Source organism: Microbacterium sp. SWDP-B6 (assembly GCF_059803615.1).
Window position 1 is genome coordinate 154,136 of sequence record NZ_JAPFGV010000002.1, and the last position, 16,541, is coordinate 170,676.

16 protein-coding genes are annotated in these 16,541 nt (G+C 69.2%); 2 read left to right on the top strand and 14 right to left on the bottom strand.

Translation table 11 applies throughout. The features are described 5' to 3' along the window. The 4 genes from OPU70_RS05280 to OPU70_RS05295 all read right to left on the bottom strand — a co-directional run bounded on the left by OPU70_RS05280 (position 1) and on the right by OPU70_RS05295 (position 4,185). Positions 1-915: an ABC transporter permease gene (locus OPU70_RS05280; protein WP_042537384.1), complete on the bottom strand. Its 915-nt coding sequence runs from the start codon at positions 913-915 to the stop codon at positions 1-3. Further along, positions 912-1,892, bottom strand: coding sequence for an ABC transporter permease (locus OPU70_RS05285; protein ID WP_042537382.1), 981 nt, complete (start codon positions 1,890-1,892; stop codon positions 912-914). Before OPU70_RS05285 ends, OPU70_RS05280 begins: the two co-directional genes overlap by 4 nt. Further along, positions 1,889-3,553: an ABC transporter substrate-binding protein gene (locus OPU70_RS05290; RefSeq protein WP_228385543.1), complete on the bottom strand. Its 1,665-nt coding sequence runs from the start codon at positions 3,551-3,553 to the stop codon at positions 1,889-1,891. Before OPU70_RS05290 ends, OPU70_RS05285 begins: the two co-directional genes overlap by 4 nt. Before the next feature lie 179 nt (positions 3,554-3,732). After that, complete coding sequence (locus OPU70_RS05295; RefSeq protein ID WP_309690110.1) at positions 3,733-4,185, bottom strand: MarR family winged helix-turn-helix transcriptional regulator; 453 nt, start codon at positions 4,183-4,185, stop codon at positions 3,733-3,735. Positions 4,186-4,247: 62 nt separating this feature from the next. Here OPU70_RS05295 and OPU70_RS05300 point away from each other — a divergent pair, with 62 nt between their 5' ends. Further along, positions 4,248-4,616 carry a VOC family protein gene (locus OPU70_RS05300; RefSeq protein ID WP_079113237.1) on the top strand — a complete coding sequence of 123 codons (369 nt, stop codon included), beginning with the start codon at positions 4,248-4,250 and terminating at the stop codon, positions 4,614-4,616. A gap of 17 nt (positions 4,617-4,633) precedes the next feature. Here OPU70_RS05300 and OPU70_RS05305 read toward each other — a convergent pair whose 3' ends face one another. From OPU70_RS05305 to rsmI, 3 genes are read right to left on the bottom strand one after another with little or no spacing between them, the layout of a single operon-like run. Next, a complete protein-coding gene (locus tag OPU70_RS05305) occupies positions 4,634-5,740 on the bottom strand; it encodes a LacI family DNA-binding transcriptional regulator (RefSeq protein ID WP_228385544.1) in 1,107 nt (368 codons plus the stop codon). A gap of 49 nt (positions 5,741-5,789) precedes the next feature. After that, positions 5,790-6,410, bottom strand: a complete 621-nt coding sequence (locus tag OPU70_RS05310) for a class I SAM-dependent DNA methyltransferase (protein WP_079113239.1) — start codon at positions 6,408-6,410, stop codon at positions 5,790-5,792. Further along, positions 6,410-7,228, bottom strand: a complete 819-nt coding sequence (gene rsmI, locus OPU70_RS05315; protein ID WP_498557282.1) for a 16S rRNA (cytidine(1402)-2'-O)-methyltransferase — start codon at positions 7,226-7,228, stop codon at positions 6,410-6,412. Before rsmI ends, OPU70_RS05310 begins: the two co-directional genes overlap by 1 nt. Positions 7,229-7,276: 48 nt before the next feature. Here rsmI and OPU70_RS05320 point away from each other — a divergent pair, with 48 nt between their 5' ends. After that, on the top strand, positions 7,277-8,830 hold the full coding sequence (locus OPU70_RS05320) for a dolichyl-phosphate-mannose--protein mannosyltransferase (protein ID WP_042537367.1): 1,554 nt from the start codon (positions 7,277-7,279) through the stop codon (positions 8,828-8,830). A gap of 4 nt (positions 8,831-8,834) precedes the next feature. On the opposite strand, the gene OPU70_RS05325 is transcribed toward OPU70_RS05320, so the two are convergent. The 7 genes from OPU70_RS05325 to OPU70_RS05355 all read right to left on the bottom strand — a co-directional run bounded on the left by OPU70_RS05325 (position 8,835) and on the right by OPU70_RS05355 (position 16,518). Next, complete coding sequence (locus tag OPU70_RS05325; protein WP_056373472.1) at positions 8,835-9,314, bottom strand: Lrp/AsnC family transcriptional regulator; 480 nt, start codon at positions 9,312-9,314, stop codon at positions 8,835-8,837. Between the two features lie 2 nt (positions 9,315-9,316). Further along, positions 9,317-10,726, bottom strand: a complete 1,410-nt coding sequence (locus tag OPU70_RS05330) for an amino acid permease (RefSeq protein WP_498557283.1) — start codon at positions 10,724-10,726, stop codon at positions 9,317-9,319. Continuing rightward, positions 10,723-11,796, bottom strand: a complete 1,074-nt coding sequence (hisC, locus tag OPU70_RS05335) for a histidinol-phosphate transaminase (protein WP_498557284.1) — start codon at positions 11,794-11,796, stop codon at positions 10,723-10,725. Before hisC ends, OPU70_RS05330 begins: the two co-directional genes overlap by 4 nt. A gap of 218 nt (positions 11,797-12,014) precedes the next feature. Beyond that, a complete protein-coding gene (locus tag OPU70_RS05340; RefSeq protein WP_498557285.1) occupies positions 12,015-13,814 on the bottom strand; it encodes a thioredoxin domain-containing protein in 1,800 nt (599 codons plus the stop codon). A gap of 37 nt (positions 13,815-13,851) precedes the next feature. Then, on the bottom strand, positions 13,852-14,421 hold the full coding sequence (msuE, locus tag OPU70_RS05345) for an FMN reductase (RefSeq protein WP_042537450.1): 570 nt from the start codon (positions 14,419-14,421) through the stop codon (positions 13,852-13,854). A 76-nt stretch (positions 14,422-14,497) separates the two neighbouring features. Continuing rightward, complete coding sequence (locus OPU70_RS05350; RefSeq protein WP_042537356.1) at positions 14,498-15,334, bottom strand: aldo/keto reductase; 837 nt, start codon at positions 15,332-15,334, stop codon at positions 14,498-14,500. Further along, positions 15,331-16,518, bottom strand: coding sequence for a heparan-alpha-glucosaminide N-acetyltransferase domain-containing protein (locus OPU70_RS05355; RefSeq protein ID WP_498557286.1), 1,188 nt, complete (start codon positions 16,516-16,518; stop codon positions 15,331-15,333). The genes OPU70_RS05350 and OPU70_RS05355 overlap by 4 nt, the downstream gene beginning before the upstream one ends. Positions 16,519-16,541 lie beyond the last annotated feature (23 nt).

The window sequence follows — 16,541 nt, forward strand, 5'->3', positions numbered from 1 at the left end:
TCATCGTCCCTTCCCCTCTCGCAGGCGCGGATTGGAGATGCCGTCCACGCCGAAGTTGATCAGTGTCAGGCTCAGAGCGAGCAGGGCGATGCAGAGACCGGGGGCGAACAGCAGCAGCCACTGCCCGGTGAGCAGGGAGTTGGAGTTCTGCGCCCAGTAGAGCATCGTCCCCCAGCTGACGATGCTGGAGTCGCCGAGCCCGAGGAACTCGAGTCCGGCCTCGGCGAGGATCGCCGCAGTCGCTGCTCCGAAGAGCGTGCCGGCGATGATCGACGTCATGTTCGGCAGGATCTCGCGGAACACGATGCGCGCCCGGCTGTCACCCGAGAACTGCGCCGAGGTGACGAAGTCGTTGCCTCGCAGCGACTGGGTCTGGCTGCGCAGCACGCGCGCGCCCCACGCCCACCCGGTGACGACGATGACCGCGATGATCATCAGGATGCCGCCGTTCTGCAGGTACGCGGCGATCACGATCATGAGCGGGAGACCGGGGATCACGAGGAAGAGGTTGACGATGAAGCCGACCACCTCCCCCAGGAAACCGCGCATGTAGCCCCAGCTGAGACCGATCAGCACGGCGACGATCGTCGAGAGGATGCCGGCGGCCATGCCGACCAGCAGACTGACCTGCGAACCGTAGATCAGCTGGCTCAGCACGTCCTCGCCTGCAGCGGTGGTGCCGAGCCAGTGCGCGGCCGATGCATCGGCGTTGCGCTCGAACGTGTTGACCTTGGGGCCGTACGGGGCGAGCAGCGGTGCGAACACCGCGACCACGACGAACAGCCCGAGGATGATGAGGCCCAGTCGGGCCTTGCCGTTGGACCAGAGGGTGCCCACCATCCGGGCGAACGAGCGCCACGGACTGGGAGCCGCGATCCGGTCGGAGGGAACCTTGACATTCATGGTGGAGGTCATCGGCGGGTCCTTGGATCCAGCACGCCGTACAGGATGTCGACGAGGAAGTTGGCGATGAGCACGCTGACGGTGATCATCAGGAAGAGCGCCTGCATGAGCGGGTAGTCCTGCCCGATCACGGCGTTGAAGAGCAGATAGCCGATGCCCGGGTATCCGAACACCTGCTCCACGAGGATCGATCCGCCGACCACACCGCCGAGCGTGAGCCCGAAGCCGGTGAGGTTCGGCAGGATCGCGTTGCGCGCGGCGTAGCGGAGGGCGATCGTGCGACCGTGCAGACCGTTCGCCTCGGCGAAGGTCACGTAGTCCTCACCCAGCGTGTTGATCATCGCGTTGCGCATGCCGATGATCCACCCTCCGAGCGAGGTCAGCAGGATGGTCAGCGCGGGGAGAACCGCATGCTGCGCGAGGTCGACGATGAAGTCCCAGGTGAACCCGGGCGTGGTCGTCGCCGCATACGCTCCCGTCGTCGGGAACCAGTGCAGCACGTAGCCGAAGAAGAACAGCAGCAGCAGCGCCGTCCAGAAGTACGGGAAGGTGCTGAGGAACGACCCCGTCAGAGTCGGCAGGCTGTCGAGCCATGTGCCGCGGCGCCAGGCCGCGGCGGTGCCGATCAGGGTGCCGATCACGAACGCGAGGATCGTGACGATGCCGACGAGGCCGATCGTGTAGGGCAGTGCGGTCGAGACCATGCTCGAGACGCTCTGCGGATAGAACGTGTACGAGACACCGAAGTCGAGTCGTGCGACCTGACCGAGGTACGCCACGTACTGATCCCAGATCGATCCGGTCGGCACGCCGAGCTGGGCCTCGATCGCGGCCCGCGTCGCATCCGACACCGGACCGTTCTGCGAGAGCTTCGCGATCGCGGCGTCTGCCGGCGAACCGGGCATGAGGCGCGGAAGGAAGAAGTTCAGCGTGATCGCTGCCCACAGCGTGAGCACGAACAGGCCGACCTTCTGGAGGACGTACTTCATCGGTCATCCTCCTTGACGCGCTCGAGCCGGGTGAAGATGCCCAGCGGCGCCGAGTCGTAGTTCTGCGGAATCATGTACGGGTCGTCCTCTGTGGGCCAGCCGGTGAACTTGGAGTCGTTGAAGAGGCCCCAGATCCCGCCGTAGTAGAGGCCGATGACGGGCAGGTCGTCGTAGACGATGCCCTGCAGCTCCTCGACGATCTCGGTCTGGCGGGCGGGGTCGACGGTCTCGCGGTACTCCTTGAGCAGGGCGTCGGCCTCGTCCGAGCGGTACCGCTCGAAGTTGTTCGCGGTCGCCTCGCCGGACGGCACGTAGAACTCGCTCGAGAGCAGGTTGTTGAACGCCTGGTAGACGTTGCCGTTGCCCATGCCGCCGATGGCCATCTCGAAGTCGCCGTTGCTGATGGCGCTCTGATATCCCGCCGGCTGCGGGAGCTTGAGAGTCACCTTGACGCCGACGTCTGCGAGCTGGCTCTGCACGGTCTGCGCCGCGCGGGTCCAGTCCGAGAAGCCGTTGGCGGTCGTCAGCGCGAACTCGAGCTGCGTGCCGTCGGCGCCCACGAGCCGGTCACCGTCGAGGGTGTACCCCGCCTCGGCGAACGCGGCGAGTGCGGCATCCGTGTCCTGGGTGATCATGCCCTGGTCGGGGATGCTCGGATCGAGGTACTCCTCCTGGTTGGGGAGGATGAGCCCGGTCTGCCCGGCGGGTTCCATGTACCCCTCGGATGCGGTCTCGGCGATCTCCTCGCGATCGAGCGAGAGGGCGATGCCGCGGCGCACGTTCACGTCGTCGAACGGAGCGACCTCGAGGTTCGGCATGAGCGCGATGACTCCACCCGGCGGGAACCACCAGGCGTTGTGCTCGCTGGCCGCACCCCAGGTGCCCTCGACGTCGGAGATGAACGAGTAGGCCCAGTCGTAGCCGCGGGTGACGGTGTCGAGCTGCGAGTTCGTGGACGGCAGGATGATGTGCTCGATCTCGATCTTGTCGGCCTGCCAGTAGTCGGGGTTCTTGTCGACCGAGTACTGCTGGTCGTTGTAGTTGCCGAGCACGAACGGTCCGGTGCCGACCGGGTTCTCGTTGCGGTAGGTACCCGGATCCTTCACGTCGGCCCAGAGGTGCTCGGGCACGATCATGGTCTGACCGAGGATCGGCAGCGACGGGGCGTCGTCTGTCTGAAGGTGCATGATGACGTCGTCGCCGTCGACCTCGACGGTCTCGAGGTGCTGCCAGGCGCCCTTGATGTCGAGCGAGGGATTGTCCTTCAGCAACTGGAAGGTGAACGCCACGTCATCGGGCGTCAGCTTCTCGCCGTCGCTCCATTCGACGTCGTCGCGGATCGTCATCACGACCGTGCGGGCGTCGGGCTGCGACCATTCGCTCGCGAGCCACGGGTTCTCGGTTCCGTCGAGCGGGTTCACCAGGATCAGAGGCTCGTAGATCCACCTCGACGCCGTGCGCGTGTTGGTGAGGTACGGATTGAAGTTCCGCGTGAAGAACGGGTTCCCCTTGTCCGCATTGATGAGCATCGTGTCGTCGCCGATCGATGGATCGGGCTGCGAACTGATCTGGATGCTGCAACCGCTGAGCACGACGGCTGCTGCCGCCAGTCCCACGATCGCGGCTCTCCGCCAGCGCCGGAGCATGTGCGTCTTCGCCACACTGCCACCTCATGTCGTCTGTGTCATGAAGGGGGGTCCCGGGGGTCGGGGCGCCCCGCGGCCGAAGCCGCATGAGTGATTGTAAGCGCATACATTTTGCGAGCGCAAGCCCTCGACCACCGCACAACGAGGGCGACTTCCCCACCGTGACGAGGATGGGAGCGGTGCCAAACCTGTCTTTATCGCGGTGAATCGCGCAGCGAGCGCACCATGCTCCGCAGCGCCCGGAGCGCAGCCGCCTGCTCGTCGTCGGTCATGCCCGCGAGCATCCGCACCTCGACGGATCGCACCGCGGCCGTGGCCTGCGCCAGACTGCTCCTCCCCCGCGGCGTGAGCGTCGTCGGCAGCGCCTTGCCCACCGGAGCCTCGGGCGGTCTCGTGACGAATCCATCCCGCTCGAGCGCCTGCAGCAGCACGTTCATGGACTGCCGCGTCACGAACGCTCCGCGGGCCAGCTCGGAGTTCGAGAGGCCGGGCCGCTGGGCGAGCAGTTCGAGACACGAGTAGTGCGTGATGGTCATGCCGAGCGGACGCAGCACCTCCTCCATCGCCGAACGCAGCGCACTGGAGGCCTCCTTCAGGAGGTATCCGAGCGATGTGTCGAGGTCGATGCCGCCGCCGTCTTGACTCATGTCAGTATTCTGACATACATTGATCCGTGTCAGATAACTGACATCACAGGAAAGAGCACATCATGCCCGTCACCGGACCCGACTTCATCTCCCTCCAGACTCGCGACCTCGCCGCGTCGCAGGCGTTCTACGAGCAGTACCTCGGCCTCGTCCGCTCGCCGACGGGGCCGCCGCATGCCGTCGTCTTCGAGACCACACCCATCGCGTTCGCACTGCGCGATATCGCCCCCGGCACAGACCTCGACGGCGTCGACCAGCCGGGGATCGGCGCCGCGATCTGGCTGCATGCCAGCGACGTGCAGGCGATCCACGACGCTCTCGCCGCCGCAGGGCACACGATCGTCGCGGATCCGATCGACGGCCCGTTCGGCCGCACCTTCACGTTCGCCGACCCCGACGGCTACCGCATCACGCTGCACGATCGCGCCTGAGCGGGTCGTCGGACCGCTCAGGCGGGGCGCTGCGAGCTCTCGCGGACGAGGATCTGCAGCGGCAGGCGCACCGTCATCGGCTCGGCATCCGGCTGCTCCAGTCGTCTGGCGAGCAGTTGCACGGCGGCGCGGCCGAGGTCGATCATCGGCTGACGCACCGTGGTCAGTGTCGGCCGCGAGAGCGCGGCAGCCTCGATGCCGTCGAATCCGGTGACCCGCACGTCGTCGGGAACCCGGATGCCGGCCGATCGGAAGGCATCGATCGCCCCGAGAGCCATCTGGTCGTTCGCCGCGACCAACGCGGCCGGTGCGCCGCGGGCGATCAGCTCCTCGGCGGCGCGGCGTCCCGATGCGCGCGTGAAGTCACCGCGCAGCACCGTCACATCATCCGCCGCGATGCCCGCCTCGGCTATGGCGGCAGCGAAGCCCTCCCAGCGCTGCGCACCGTCGGGCGAGTCCTCGGGGCCTGCGAGGAAAGCGAGGCCTCCCGGGTCGGCCTGCGCGAGCACCAGACGCGTGAGCTCCGACATCGCCTCGGCGTTGCTGACGGTCACGTGGTCGTAGCTGTCACCCCGCGCCGGCCCCGAGAGCACGACCACCGGGATCCGCTGGGCGAGCCGAGCGAGCACGTCGTCCGGCACGCTCTGCGCCAGCACCATCAGCCCGTCGACCCGGCCGGCGATGTCGCGCACCGTCTCGCGGGCGGGGTCTCCCCGCCCGACGCCGATCATCAGCACGAACCCCTGCTTCCAGGCCTCCAGCTCGGCACCGCGCAGCACCTCGTCGAGGAAGAGCATGGTCGGATGCGGCGCCCCCGCGTCGGCAGAGGCCTGCTCGACCGTGAAAGGCGGCACCTCGGCCTGATCCCCGGCGAGCACATCGAGCACGGGAGCGTCCTCCGAGGCATCGAAGCCCGGGAAGTACAGCCCCAGCACGCCGGTGCGGCGTTCGGCCAGGCCGCGCGCGCTGCCGCTGGGCACATAGCCGAGGGCAGCCACCGAGTCGAGCACCCGCTCGCGGGTGACCGGACGCACCGCATCAGGCTGCCGCAGCACACGGGAGACCGTCGCGATCGACACGCCCGCGCGCTCTGCGACGTCGTAGACGGTCGCCTTCTTGGTCACGCTCGGTCCTCCTCCGGTTGCGTGTGCACCAGGGTACCCGGGGCGAGACTCACCGTCGGCGCGCGACGAGCGAGCCGTGGGGCCTGGCGCTGATCTCGGCCTGCTCCCGGCCGCGGGTCTCACTCGACACGACCGCGAAGCCTGCATCGGCGAGAAGCTCCGCGAGCGCGTCGGCAGACCAGAAGAATGCCGGAGCGACGGCGTGCGCGAACGACTCGCGCGGCTCGCCGTCGAAGAATCCGATGAGGATGCTGCCGCCGGGGGCCAGCACGCGACGGAACTCGGCGAGGATCTCGGGCAGGTCCGCCGGAGGCGTGTGGATCAGCGAGTACCAGGCGAGGATGCCGCCGACGGAACCGCCGTCGAGCGGCAGGTCGCGGAACGTCCCGAGATCGAAGGGGACATCGGGGTGCCGTGTCCGCGCGGTCGCGATGAACTCCGCCGACAGGTCGACTCCCCGCGCCTCGCGCCCGCCCGTGCCGAGGAACCCGGTCCAGTGCCCGGGCCCGCATCCGGCATCGAGCAGCCGTCCAGGGGTCGCGTCACGCCAGGCAGCGATGACCGCCGCATCCCGTGGATCCATCTGCTCGATCGCGCCGGCCAGCTCGACGTACTCCGCGGCCCTCGCGTCGTAGGCGGAGCCGACCGCGGCGTCAGTGCCCTGCACCATCAGCTGCGGGCGGCGAGCGCTGCCTGATACAGGTCGCGCGACGACAGACCGGTGGCGGCGGCGACCTCGGCGCACGCCTCTTTCAGGCGCACCCCGGATGCGACGAGGCTCTGCACCTGCGCGAGCGCGTCTTCCGCAGACACCTCCCGATGCGGCGCCCCCTCGACGACGACGACGATCTCACCCTTGACCCCCGCCGTGGCCCACTCGACGAGCTCGGCCGAGGTGCCTCGACGTACCTCCTCGTAGAACTTGGTCAGTTCACGGCACACGGCGATGCGGCGGTCGGCACCGAACGCAGCGCCCATGTCGGCGAGCGACGACGCCAGCCTGGCGGGCGACTCGAAGAAGACCATGGTGCGGGGCTCTGCGGTGAGCGCCCGCAGGGTCGACCGCCGCTCCCCCGGCTTGCGGGGCAGGAACCCCTCGAAGGTGAAGCGATCGGTCGGGAGCCCGGAGATCGAGAGGGCCATCAGCACCGCACTGGGTCCGGGGATGGCCGTGACCGTCACGCCCTGCGCGACGGCTTCGGCGACGAGACCGTAGCCGGGATCGCTGATGGCCGGCATCCCCGCGTCGCTCACCACGACGACGTCGGTCTCGATGGCGAGGGTCGCGAGCTCTGCCGCCTTCTGCTTCTCGTTGTGATCGTGCAGCGCGATCAGCCGCGGACGGTTCGCGATCTGCAGAGCCTGCATCAGCTTCTGCGTGGTGCGGGTGTCCTCGGCGACGATGACCTCCGCGTTCTCCAGCACTTCGACGAGGCGACGCGAGACATCCCCCAGGTTTCCGATCGGTGTTGCGGCGAGGATGATCACCCGCCCAGCTTAGGCGGGCCCCATCGGCGGAGTGTCTAGGCTGGTGCGGTGACCGCGCCCCTGCCCCTGCTGCCTCCCCCCGAGCAGCGACCGACGCGCTACGAGCGACTGCGCGACCGCGTGCTGCAGGACCCCGACTGGGGGCGCATGATGCGCTGGTTCGCACCTCTCGTGGTGACCGCCCTGGCTGCGGTGCTGCGCCTGGTCAACCTCGGGCACCCGCACCAGCTCGCGTTCGACGAGACCTACTACGTCAAGGACGCCTGGTCGCTCTGGACTCTGGGATACGAGGGCACCTGGGGCAAGGACGCGAACGAGGCGTTCATCACGCTGCAGCAGCTGCCGCTGTCGGATGCCGGGGCGTTCATCGTGCATCCTCCCCTCGGCAAGTGGCTCATCGCCCTGGGGATGGCCGTCGGCGGCCCCGACAACACGGTGGGCTGGCGCATCGCGACGGCTCTTCTCGGCGCGGCCACCGTGCTGCTGACCTACCTGGTCGCCCGCAGACTGACCGGCTCGATCGTCGTGGCCACCGTCGCCGGCTCTCTGCTCGCCATCGACGGCCTCAGCATCGTGATGAGCCGCACCGCGCTGCTCGACGGCCCGCTGACGTTCTTCCTGATGCTCGGCGCACTGTTCATCCTGATCGACCGCGACCGGTCGATACCTCTGCTCGAACGCAGCGCCCCCGACTCCCCCGAGCCGATGTGGGGTCCCGTGCTCTGGCGCCGCCCCTGGCTGATCGCCGCGGGTGTCGCGCTCGGCGCGGCCTGCGCCGTGAAGTGGTCGGGGCTCTACGCACTGGCGGCGTTCGGCCTGTACACGGTGGTGACGGATGCTCTGGCGAGACGCCGCGCCGGAGTCGTCCTCTGGCCGACCGCGGCGGCGTTCCGTCAGGGGCCGGTCTCCTTCGTGCTGCTGGTCCTGCCGGCGCTCGCCACCTACCTCGTCAGCTGGACGGGGTGGCTCGTCACAGCCGGCGGCTATGCCCGTCAGAGTGACCCGAACCCGCTGATCGCACTGTGGAACTACCACGAGGCGATCCTGAACTTCCACGTCGGCCTCAGCAAGGGGCACCCCTACGCGAGCCCTGCGTGGGAGTGGCCGCTCCTGCTCCGGCCCACGGCGGTCTGGGTGGGCAGCGATCCGGGGCCCTGCGGTGTCGACCACTGCATCGCGGTGATCTCGACGATCCCCAACCCGATCATCTGGTACGCCGGTGTCGCCGCCGCCCTCTACCTGATCTACCGACTCGTGCGCGGGTGGATCGAACGCACGCCGGTCGGCCCCGCGTTCACGTTCCCGCTGGTCGGACTCGCGGCGACCTACGTGCCCTGGCTGCTGTTCCCCGAGCGCACGATCTTCCAGTTCTACACGGTCGCCATGGCGCCGTTCCTCGTGATCGCGCTCGCCGTCGCTCTGCGTCAGATCGCGGGCCGACGAGACGATCCCCTGCATCGCCGCCAGTCAGGCGAGCGCACGGTGCTGATCTTCCTCGCCGTGGTTCTGCTCGTCTCGGTGTTCTTCTACCCGGTGTGGACCGGCATGAGCGTGCCCTACGACTTCTGGCTGCTCCACAACTGGCTGCCCGGCTGGATCTGACCTGTCAGCCGGCGTCGCCGGCGACGTGCTCGACCAGCGGCAGCACGCGCCCCGACAGGTGGGTGCGCATCGCGATCGATGACGCCGTGCGCGAGACCCCCGGCACGAGAGCCACCCGATCGAGCACCTCCTGCAGCTGGGTCGCATCGCGAGCGACGAGTCGCAGCTGCATGTCGCTCGCACCGGTCACGGTGTGCATGTCGACGATCTCGGGCACCGCATCGGCGAGCGCCGTGGCGACATCGTCGTGACCCACCTTCTGGTCGATCTCGACGAGGCAGAACGCGACGACCCCGTAGCCGAAGCCCGCGGGGTCGATGCGTGGCACGATCGCCTCGATCACCCCGCCCTCGTGCAGGCGCGCGAGACGGCTGGTCGCGGTGCCCCTGGCGACCCCCAGTCGTCGCGCGCACTCGAGGATCGGCAGCTGCGGCGACTCGGTGAGCATGCGGATGAGCTCGGCGTCGAGGCGGTCGATGTGCACGGTCAGTCCACCACCGCGCTGTCGCGCTCGCTGGTGACACCGGGGCGGGAGGCGTTCCGCGTGAGTCGCGCGACGATCAGGAGCACGACGGTCAGGCCGATGGTGAGCAGCAGCTGCACGCGCGCGGCGCCGTCGATCATCGTGAGCGCGACGACACCGGCGAGGAGCGCCAGGCACAGCCACGACAACCAGGGGAAGCCCCACATCCGCATCGGCATGTCCTCCCCGGCCCGATCGGCACGGCGGCGAAGGATGATCTGCGACACGGCGGTCGCCGTCCAGATGACCAACAGCGTGGATCCGACGACGTTGAGGAGCGCGGGGAGCACCACGTCGGGGAACGCCCAGTTCAGTCCCACGGTGACGAAGCCGAACGCGACGGAGGCGAGCACAGCGACCACCGGCACGCCCTTCGACGTCGTGCGGGTCGCAGCGAGCGGAGCCAGACCGCGCTCCCCGAGCGAGTAAGCCATGCGCGATGCGCCGTAGATGTTCGCGTTCATCGCCGAGAGCAGCGCGATCACCACGATGAGGTCCATCACGAGCCCGACGCCGGGCAGCTGCAGGGTATCGAGCACGGCAGAGAACGGTCCGTCCTTGACGGCGGGGTCGTTCCACGGCAGCACCGACACGATGACGAAGATCGAGCCGACGTAGAAGATCAGGATGCGCACGAGCACCTCGCGCACGATCCGACGGATGTTGCGCGCGGGGTCGTCGGACTCGGCAGCCGCGATCGCGACGACCTCGGTGCCGCCGAACGCGAAGACCACGATCAGCAGCGCGGCGGCGATGCCGGTGAGTCCGTTCGGTGCGAAGCCGCCGTTGTCGACCAGGTTGCCGATGCCTGTCGCGGGAACACCGGGGATGAAGCCGACGATGGCGCACACGCCGACCACGAGGAACACGATGATCGCGGCGACCTTGATCGCGGCGAACCAGAACTCGAACGTGCCGTAGTTGCGCACCCCGAAGAGGTTCACCGCGGTCAGTGCCACCACGAAGACGAGCACCCACACCCACGCTGGGATGCCGGGGATCCAGGCAGAGATGATCCCTCCGGCTCCGGTCGCCTCCGCCGCGATCACGACGACGAGCTGGATCCAGTAGAGCCAGCCGACGGCGCTGCCGGCACTGCGTCCCATGGCCTTCTGCGCATACGAGCTGAAGGCACCGGAGCTCGGCCGGGCGGCGACCATCTCGGCGAGCATCGCCATGATCAGCACCACGATGCCACCCGCGACGAGGTACGAGATCAGCACAGCGGGGCCGGCGATGCTGATCGCCTGGCCCGAACCCACGAACAGCCCGGCGCCGATCGCGCCGCCGAGTCCCATCATCGAGATCTGCCGGCGGGTCAGCCCGGGGTGCAGACCTTTCGTCGTGGTCGTCGTGGTCGGAACCTCGGTCATGCGCGTGCCTCCTGCAGTGCGGTCTCAGCCTGGAGCGCTGACTGCACCCGGTCTATGTCCTCCATTGAACCCGATGAGATGCGGATCCCCTCACCGGCGAAGATCCGCGTGATCACCCCGCCCTCGTTCAGCAGGGACTCGAGTTCGTCGGTGCGGTCGCCCGCGGGGACCCAGACGAAGTTCGCCTGCGAGGTGACGGCGGGCCAGCCGGCATCGACGAGCAGCGCGCACAGGCGATCGCGGTGCGCGACGACCTCGTCGATGCGCACCGCGAGCTCGTCCTCCGCATCGAGGGATGCGAGCGCCGCGGCCTGGGCGAGGTCGGTCACCCCGAACGGCACGGCGACCTTGCGCTGACTGTCGGCCACCGCGAGCGGCGAGAGCGCGTAGCCGATGCGCAGACCGGCGAGGCCGTACGCCTTCGAGAAGGTGTGCAGCACCGCGACGTGCGGATACCGGTGGAAGAGCTCGACGCCCGCCCCGTGCGACCCCGTGCGGTCGAAGTGCACGTAGGCCTCGTCGATCACGACGAGCACGTCGCGGGGCACCGCCGCGACGAATGCCTCCAGCTCTGCCGCTCCGACGACCGTTCCGGTCGGGTTGTTCGGGTTGCACACGAAGATCAGCCTCGTGCGCGGGGTGATCGCGGCGAGCATGGCATCGAGATCGTGGGCGTGCTCGGCGTTCAGCGGCACCGCGACAGGAGTCGCTCCGGCGATGCGCACGAGTGACGGGTAGGCCTCGAACGACCGCCTCGCGAACATGACCTCGTCTCCCTCACCGGCCACGGCGTGGATGAGCTGAGAGGCGATCTCGACGGACCCGGCACCCACGGTGACGGCCGCCGGCTCGACGCCGTATCGCTCCGCCAGGCGCTCGCGCAGAGCGGCGGCGCTCATGTCGGGATAGCGATGGATGGTCGCGAGGCGCTGCTGCACCGCCTCGACGACGGACGGGAGCGGCGGGTGCGGAGACTCGTTGGAGGAGAGCTTCGAGGCACCGGCCGGGGCGGAACGCCCCTGGCGGTAGGCAGGCACGGCGTCGAGTCCGGCACGGGTGGGAAGAGTCATCGTCTGAGCGTCCTTGCTGAGATGCGGTGGCGTCCGGGCGGCGCCTGCTGTCGCGCAACACTAGACCGGATGATGAGAGGTGGGCAATCGGTGCAGCATCCGGTGCGCAACGCGCGCAACTGGCGGGGTGGAATCGCGGAACCGGCGAGCAGACTGCACAGTCATACGCGGAGCGGCGGGCACCGCGCGGGAACACCCGCGCAACGCTCGCTGAGTCCTCACCGCGCGAGAGGAAGCTCGGCGGGATCGCTCACGGGGAGCCGGCACACGAACGATCGGCAGTCGAACGCCTGCTCGCCGGCACTCCCCTTGCCCTCGAACAGCTCGAAGCCGGCGTCCGCGAATGCCCCCGCCTGCTCCGGGGTGACGATCGCGACGACATCGGCGTCTGCCCGACGAGCGGCGGACGCGAGGGCACCCTGCGGCGCCTCGGTGACGACGACGACCTGCCTGGGGGCATCGACGAGCCCCGCGGCGACCCGCAGCAGACTGCCGTGCGCGAACGGCTGACCGATCGCCGAGCCGGCGTGCTCGCGCACTCGCGCTGCCGCGGCTCCGCGATAGCGGTCCCCTGCACCGAGCCGCCAGGCCGTGAGCGATGCGGCGGCGACCGCGGCCGCATCCGAAGGCAGGTCTCCGTCGGTCTGATCGGGCGCGGCCGCGATGCCGTGCTCAGCGAGCAGCGGATCGCCTTGGATGCCGGAGAGGACCGCATCGAGCAGGTCGCGAGCCTCGACGGCCCACCGAGGATCGCCGGTCGCGGCGGCGAGCGAGAACAGCCCGTCGGCGAGCAGCGCGACATCAGCGGCGGTCGCGATGGCCTGCGACGCGACGCCGTCGAGAGACGCGCGCACCAGAGCGCCCGCCGTGTCGCGGTTCACCTGCAGCACGTATGCCGCGGCATCCTCCGCCTCGGCGACCCAGGTGGGCTCGCCGAGCCTCGACCCGGCGCGCGCCAGCGCCCCGATGGCGAGCCCGTTCCAGCCCGTGATGACCTTGCCGTCGACAGCCGGGGGCTCGAGTCCCGCCCGTTCGGTCACCGGTCGCAGGTAGTACCCGCCCTCGCTGCGCTGACCGTCGATCCACGACTCCGAATCCTGAGCGGCACCGAAACCGCCGCCCTCGCGGCGCAGAGTGCCCACGAGGAAGTCCGCGATACCGCGCGCGGTCGACTCGTCCCCCGCATCCAGTGCCACGAGCAGCAGTTGGGCGTTGTCGGTCAGCATCCGCTCGTAGTGCGGCACGGTCCAGTCGCGTTGCGTCGCGTAGCGGAAGAAGCCGCCGTCGGCATCGCGCAGATCGGATGCCGACATCGCGGCGAGCGCCCGATCGGCCGCGGCCGCGGCATCCGGAGCCTTCCGCCGCACCAGCGGCGTCTGCAGCAGGCCCAGGGTCGTCGCGACGGGGAACTTCGGGGCGCCGCCGAACCCGCCGAACTGCCGATCCTCGCGTGCAGCGATGGCCTCGGCCGCCCCGGCGAGCGCCGCGGCGTCAGGCAGATCCGAGGGCACGGCGGCCCCCGCTCTGGCGAGCGCATCGGTCACGGCATCCGCCGACTCCTCGGCCTGCACCCGACGCAGGGTCCAGGCCTCGTTCACGGCCGCGAGGACGTCGCGGAACGCGGGCAGGGGCTGTCGCGCCTCGGGCGGCCAGTAGGTGCCGGCATAGAACGTGCGGCCCCGCGGAGTCGTGAACACCGTCAGCGGCCACCCCAGGTTCTGCGTGAACGCCGACGCTGCGGCCATGTAGGCACCGTCGACGTCGGGGTGCTCCTCGCGATCGACCTTGATCGCCACGAAGTCGCGGTTGATCAGGGCGGCCGTGTGCGGGTCGGCGAACGACTCCCTCGCCATCACGTGGCACCAATGGCACGTCGAATAGCCGATGGAGATCAGCAGCGGCACGTCGCGCCGCTGCGCTTCGGCGAAGGCCGCCGGCCCCCAGGGATACCACTCGACGGGGTTGTCCGCGTGCGCACGGAGGTAGGGGCTGAGCGTGTCGGCGAGCCGGTTCGTCATACGCCCACGCTACGCCGGTCGGGCCTCGACGAGACGGTCAGGAGACGAGCAGCTCCACGGGCCGGGAAGCGGCGTAGCCGACGAGAGGCAGCGCGCGGTCTGCGGCGAGCTCGATCCGTGCGCGGAGCACGTCGGATGCGATCACGTAGCCGTCGAAGTCGGTGTCGCTGGCGTAGACGCCGAGCGGCAGCGTCAGCGCCTGGAAGAAGGCGAACAGCGGCCGCAGCTGGTGCTCGATGATCAGCGCGTGGCGCTCTCCTCCTCCGGTCGCCGCGAGCAGCACCGGCTTGCCGACGAGCTCGTACTGGCCGACGAAGTCGAACAGATGCTTGAACAGGCCGGTGAAGGACGCGCGGTAGACGGGGCTGCCCACGATCAGCAGGTCTGACGCCTCGATGGCCACGAGCTTCTCCTCGACGCTCGCCGGCAGCTGGTCGCGACGAAGCGCCCCCGCGAGCGACGGACCGATGTCGGTGAGCTCGATGACCTCGATCTCGACCTCGGCGCGCTCGGCGATCGCCCCCGCGATCGCACGGATGAGGGCCGTGGTCTTGCTGGGCTCGTGCAGAGAACCGGAGACGGCGACGACGCGGTAGGGAGCAGTCATGCCGTTGACGCTACTCACGACGACGCCCCGTGTCGCGCGAAGCGACACGGGGCGTCATCTGTCGAAACGGGACGCCTCAGTTGACGTCGTCGGGGTGCGAGCCGACGCGGCCCGAGCCGTCGAGCGGGTCGAGCGCGTCGATCTTCGCGATCTCGGCGTCGGTCAGCTCGAAGCCGAAGACGTCGAGGTTCTCGCGCAGACGCTCTGCCCGCACCGACTTCGGGAAGACGATGAAGCCCTTCTGCAGGTGCCAGCGCAGCACGGCCTGGGCGGGGGTGACGCCGTGCGCCGCTGCAGCCTCGGCGATCGCCGGCGTGCCGAACAGGTCGTACTTGCCCTGGCCGAGCGGCCCCCACGATTCGATGCGGATGCCGTGCTCGGTCGCCCAGTCCACGACGTCGCGCTGCTGGTAGGCGGGGTGAAGTTCGATCTGGTTGACCGCCGGGGTGACGCCGGTCTCGGCCACGACGCGCTCGAGGTGCGGCACCAGGAAGTTCGAGACGCCGATGCTGCGCGTGAGGCCGGCGTCGCGCAGCTCGATGAGCTTGGCGAACGCGTGCACGTAGTCGTCCTTGGCCGGGGTGGGCCAGTGCACGAGGTAGAGGTCGACCGCATCCAGACCGAGCTTCTCGAGGCTCTCCCCGATCGCCGCACGCGGCTCCTCGCCGTGGTGCCGGTCGTTCCAGAGCTTGGTGGTGATGAACAGCTCGTCGCGGGCGATGCCGGATGCGGCGATGGCCGCGCCGACGCCCTCTTCGTTGCCGTAGATGGCGGCCGTGTCGATGTGGCGGTAGCCGATCTCGAGCGCCTCGCTCACGGCGCGCTCGGTCTCGTCGGCCGGAACCTTGAACACCCCGTAGCCGAGCTGCGGGATGGAATGGCCGTCGTTCAGTTCGAGTGCAGGAATCGTCATGGTCCCACCCTACGACCTGTGATGACAGGTGGCCCAGGGGGAACCGCGGCCATCCTCGTCGCAGCCCAGCCGACGAGTCGTTCGAGCGGCCCTCGCCCGAACAGGATCGACCACAGCGTCGTGGCGAGAAGGAGCACGATCGCGGTGGCGGCCCAGAACGCGTTGCTCGAGAAGAAGCCGCCGGGTCCTGCGATCAGCGCGACCGACGCGACGTGCACGCTGTAAGCCGACAGCGGCATCGATCCCAACGCCCCCAGCGGAAGCAGCACCGCGCGCAGCGGTCCGCTGAGCAGCACGCACAGCGCGATGACCGACAGGGCGAACCCGCCGGACCCCAGGATCTCGGCCGTTCCGCCGGAGTGCGGATCCACGGCGAAGATCGCCCGGACGACGGCCCCAGCCGGGTCCGCCGCGGCCAGCGCATCGGGGTAGGTGCTCCATCCTGCGGCGCCCTCTCCGCCTGTCATCCACGAGGAGGATCTGATGCCGGTGACACCCCCGATGAGGCCGAGCCCATAGCCGACGAGCATGAGCCCCACGCCGACGCCGAACGTGATCGCCGCGGTCTCGAGCTTCTCGACGTGCAGGCGCCCGAGAGCCATGCCGGCGAAGACGAACGCGAGCCACGCCGTGATCGGATAGGAGCCGTAGAGCACGAGGCTGATGCCCGCTCCGGTGGGGTACAGCGTGAGGGCGGCCAGCAGCGCGAGCACGGCCGGCGCCGCGAGCGCCAGGATGCCGGCGGCGATCAGCAGCTTCCAGGGCTGCCACCGGAGGAACGGGATGACGGCCACGTAGAGAAGGCCGTAGAGGGTGAGGATCACCGCGATCGGCGTGTTCAGCATCTCGAGCGCCAGACCGATCAGGAAGATCACCGCTCCGCGACCGACGAGCTGCAGGCGGATGCTCGGCATCCGCTCGGGGTCCGGCAGCGCGCTGCGCCCGGTCATCAAGGCGATCGAGATTCCGGCGAGCACCGCGAACAGGATCGACGAGCGCCCGTGCACCAGGTCGGTCCACGTCGACAGGTCGAACGGATCGAACGCCTCGGTCTCGCCGATGTGCGCGCCGGCCATGCCGAGGATCGCGAGGCCCCGGGCGACGTCGAGGCCGAGGATGCGCGGGGCCCGCCCGAACTCACGAAACCACTGCGTTGCAGGAAGGGGCTTCGACACAGTGCTCACGGATGAATCGTACGATGGGAGTT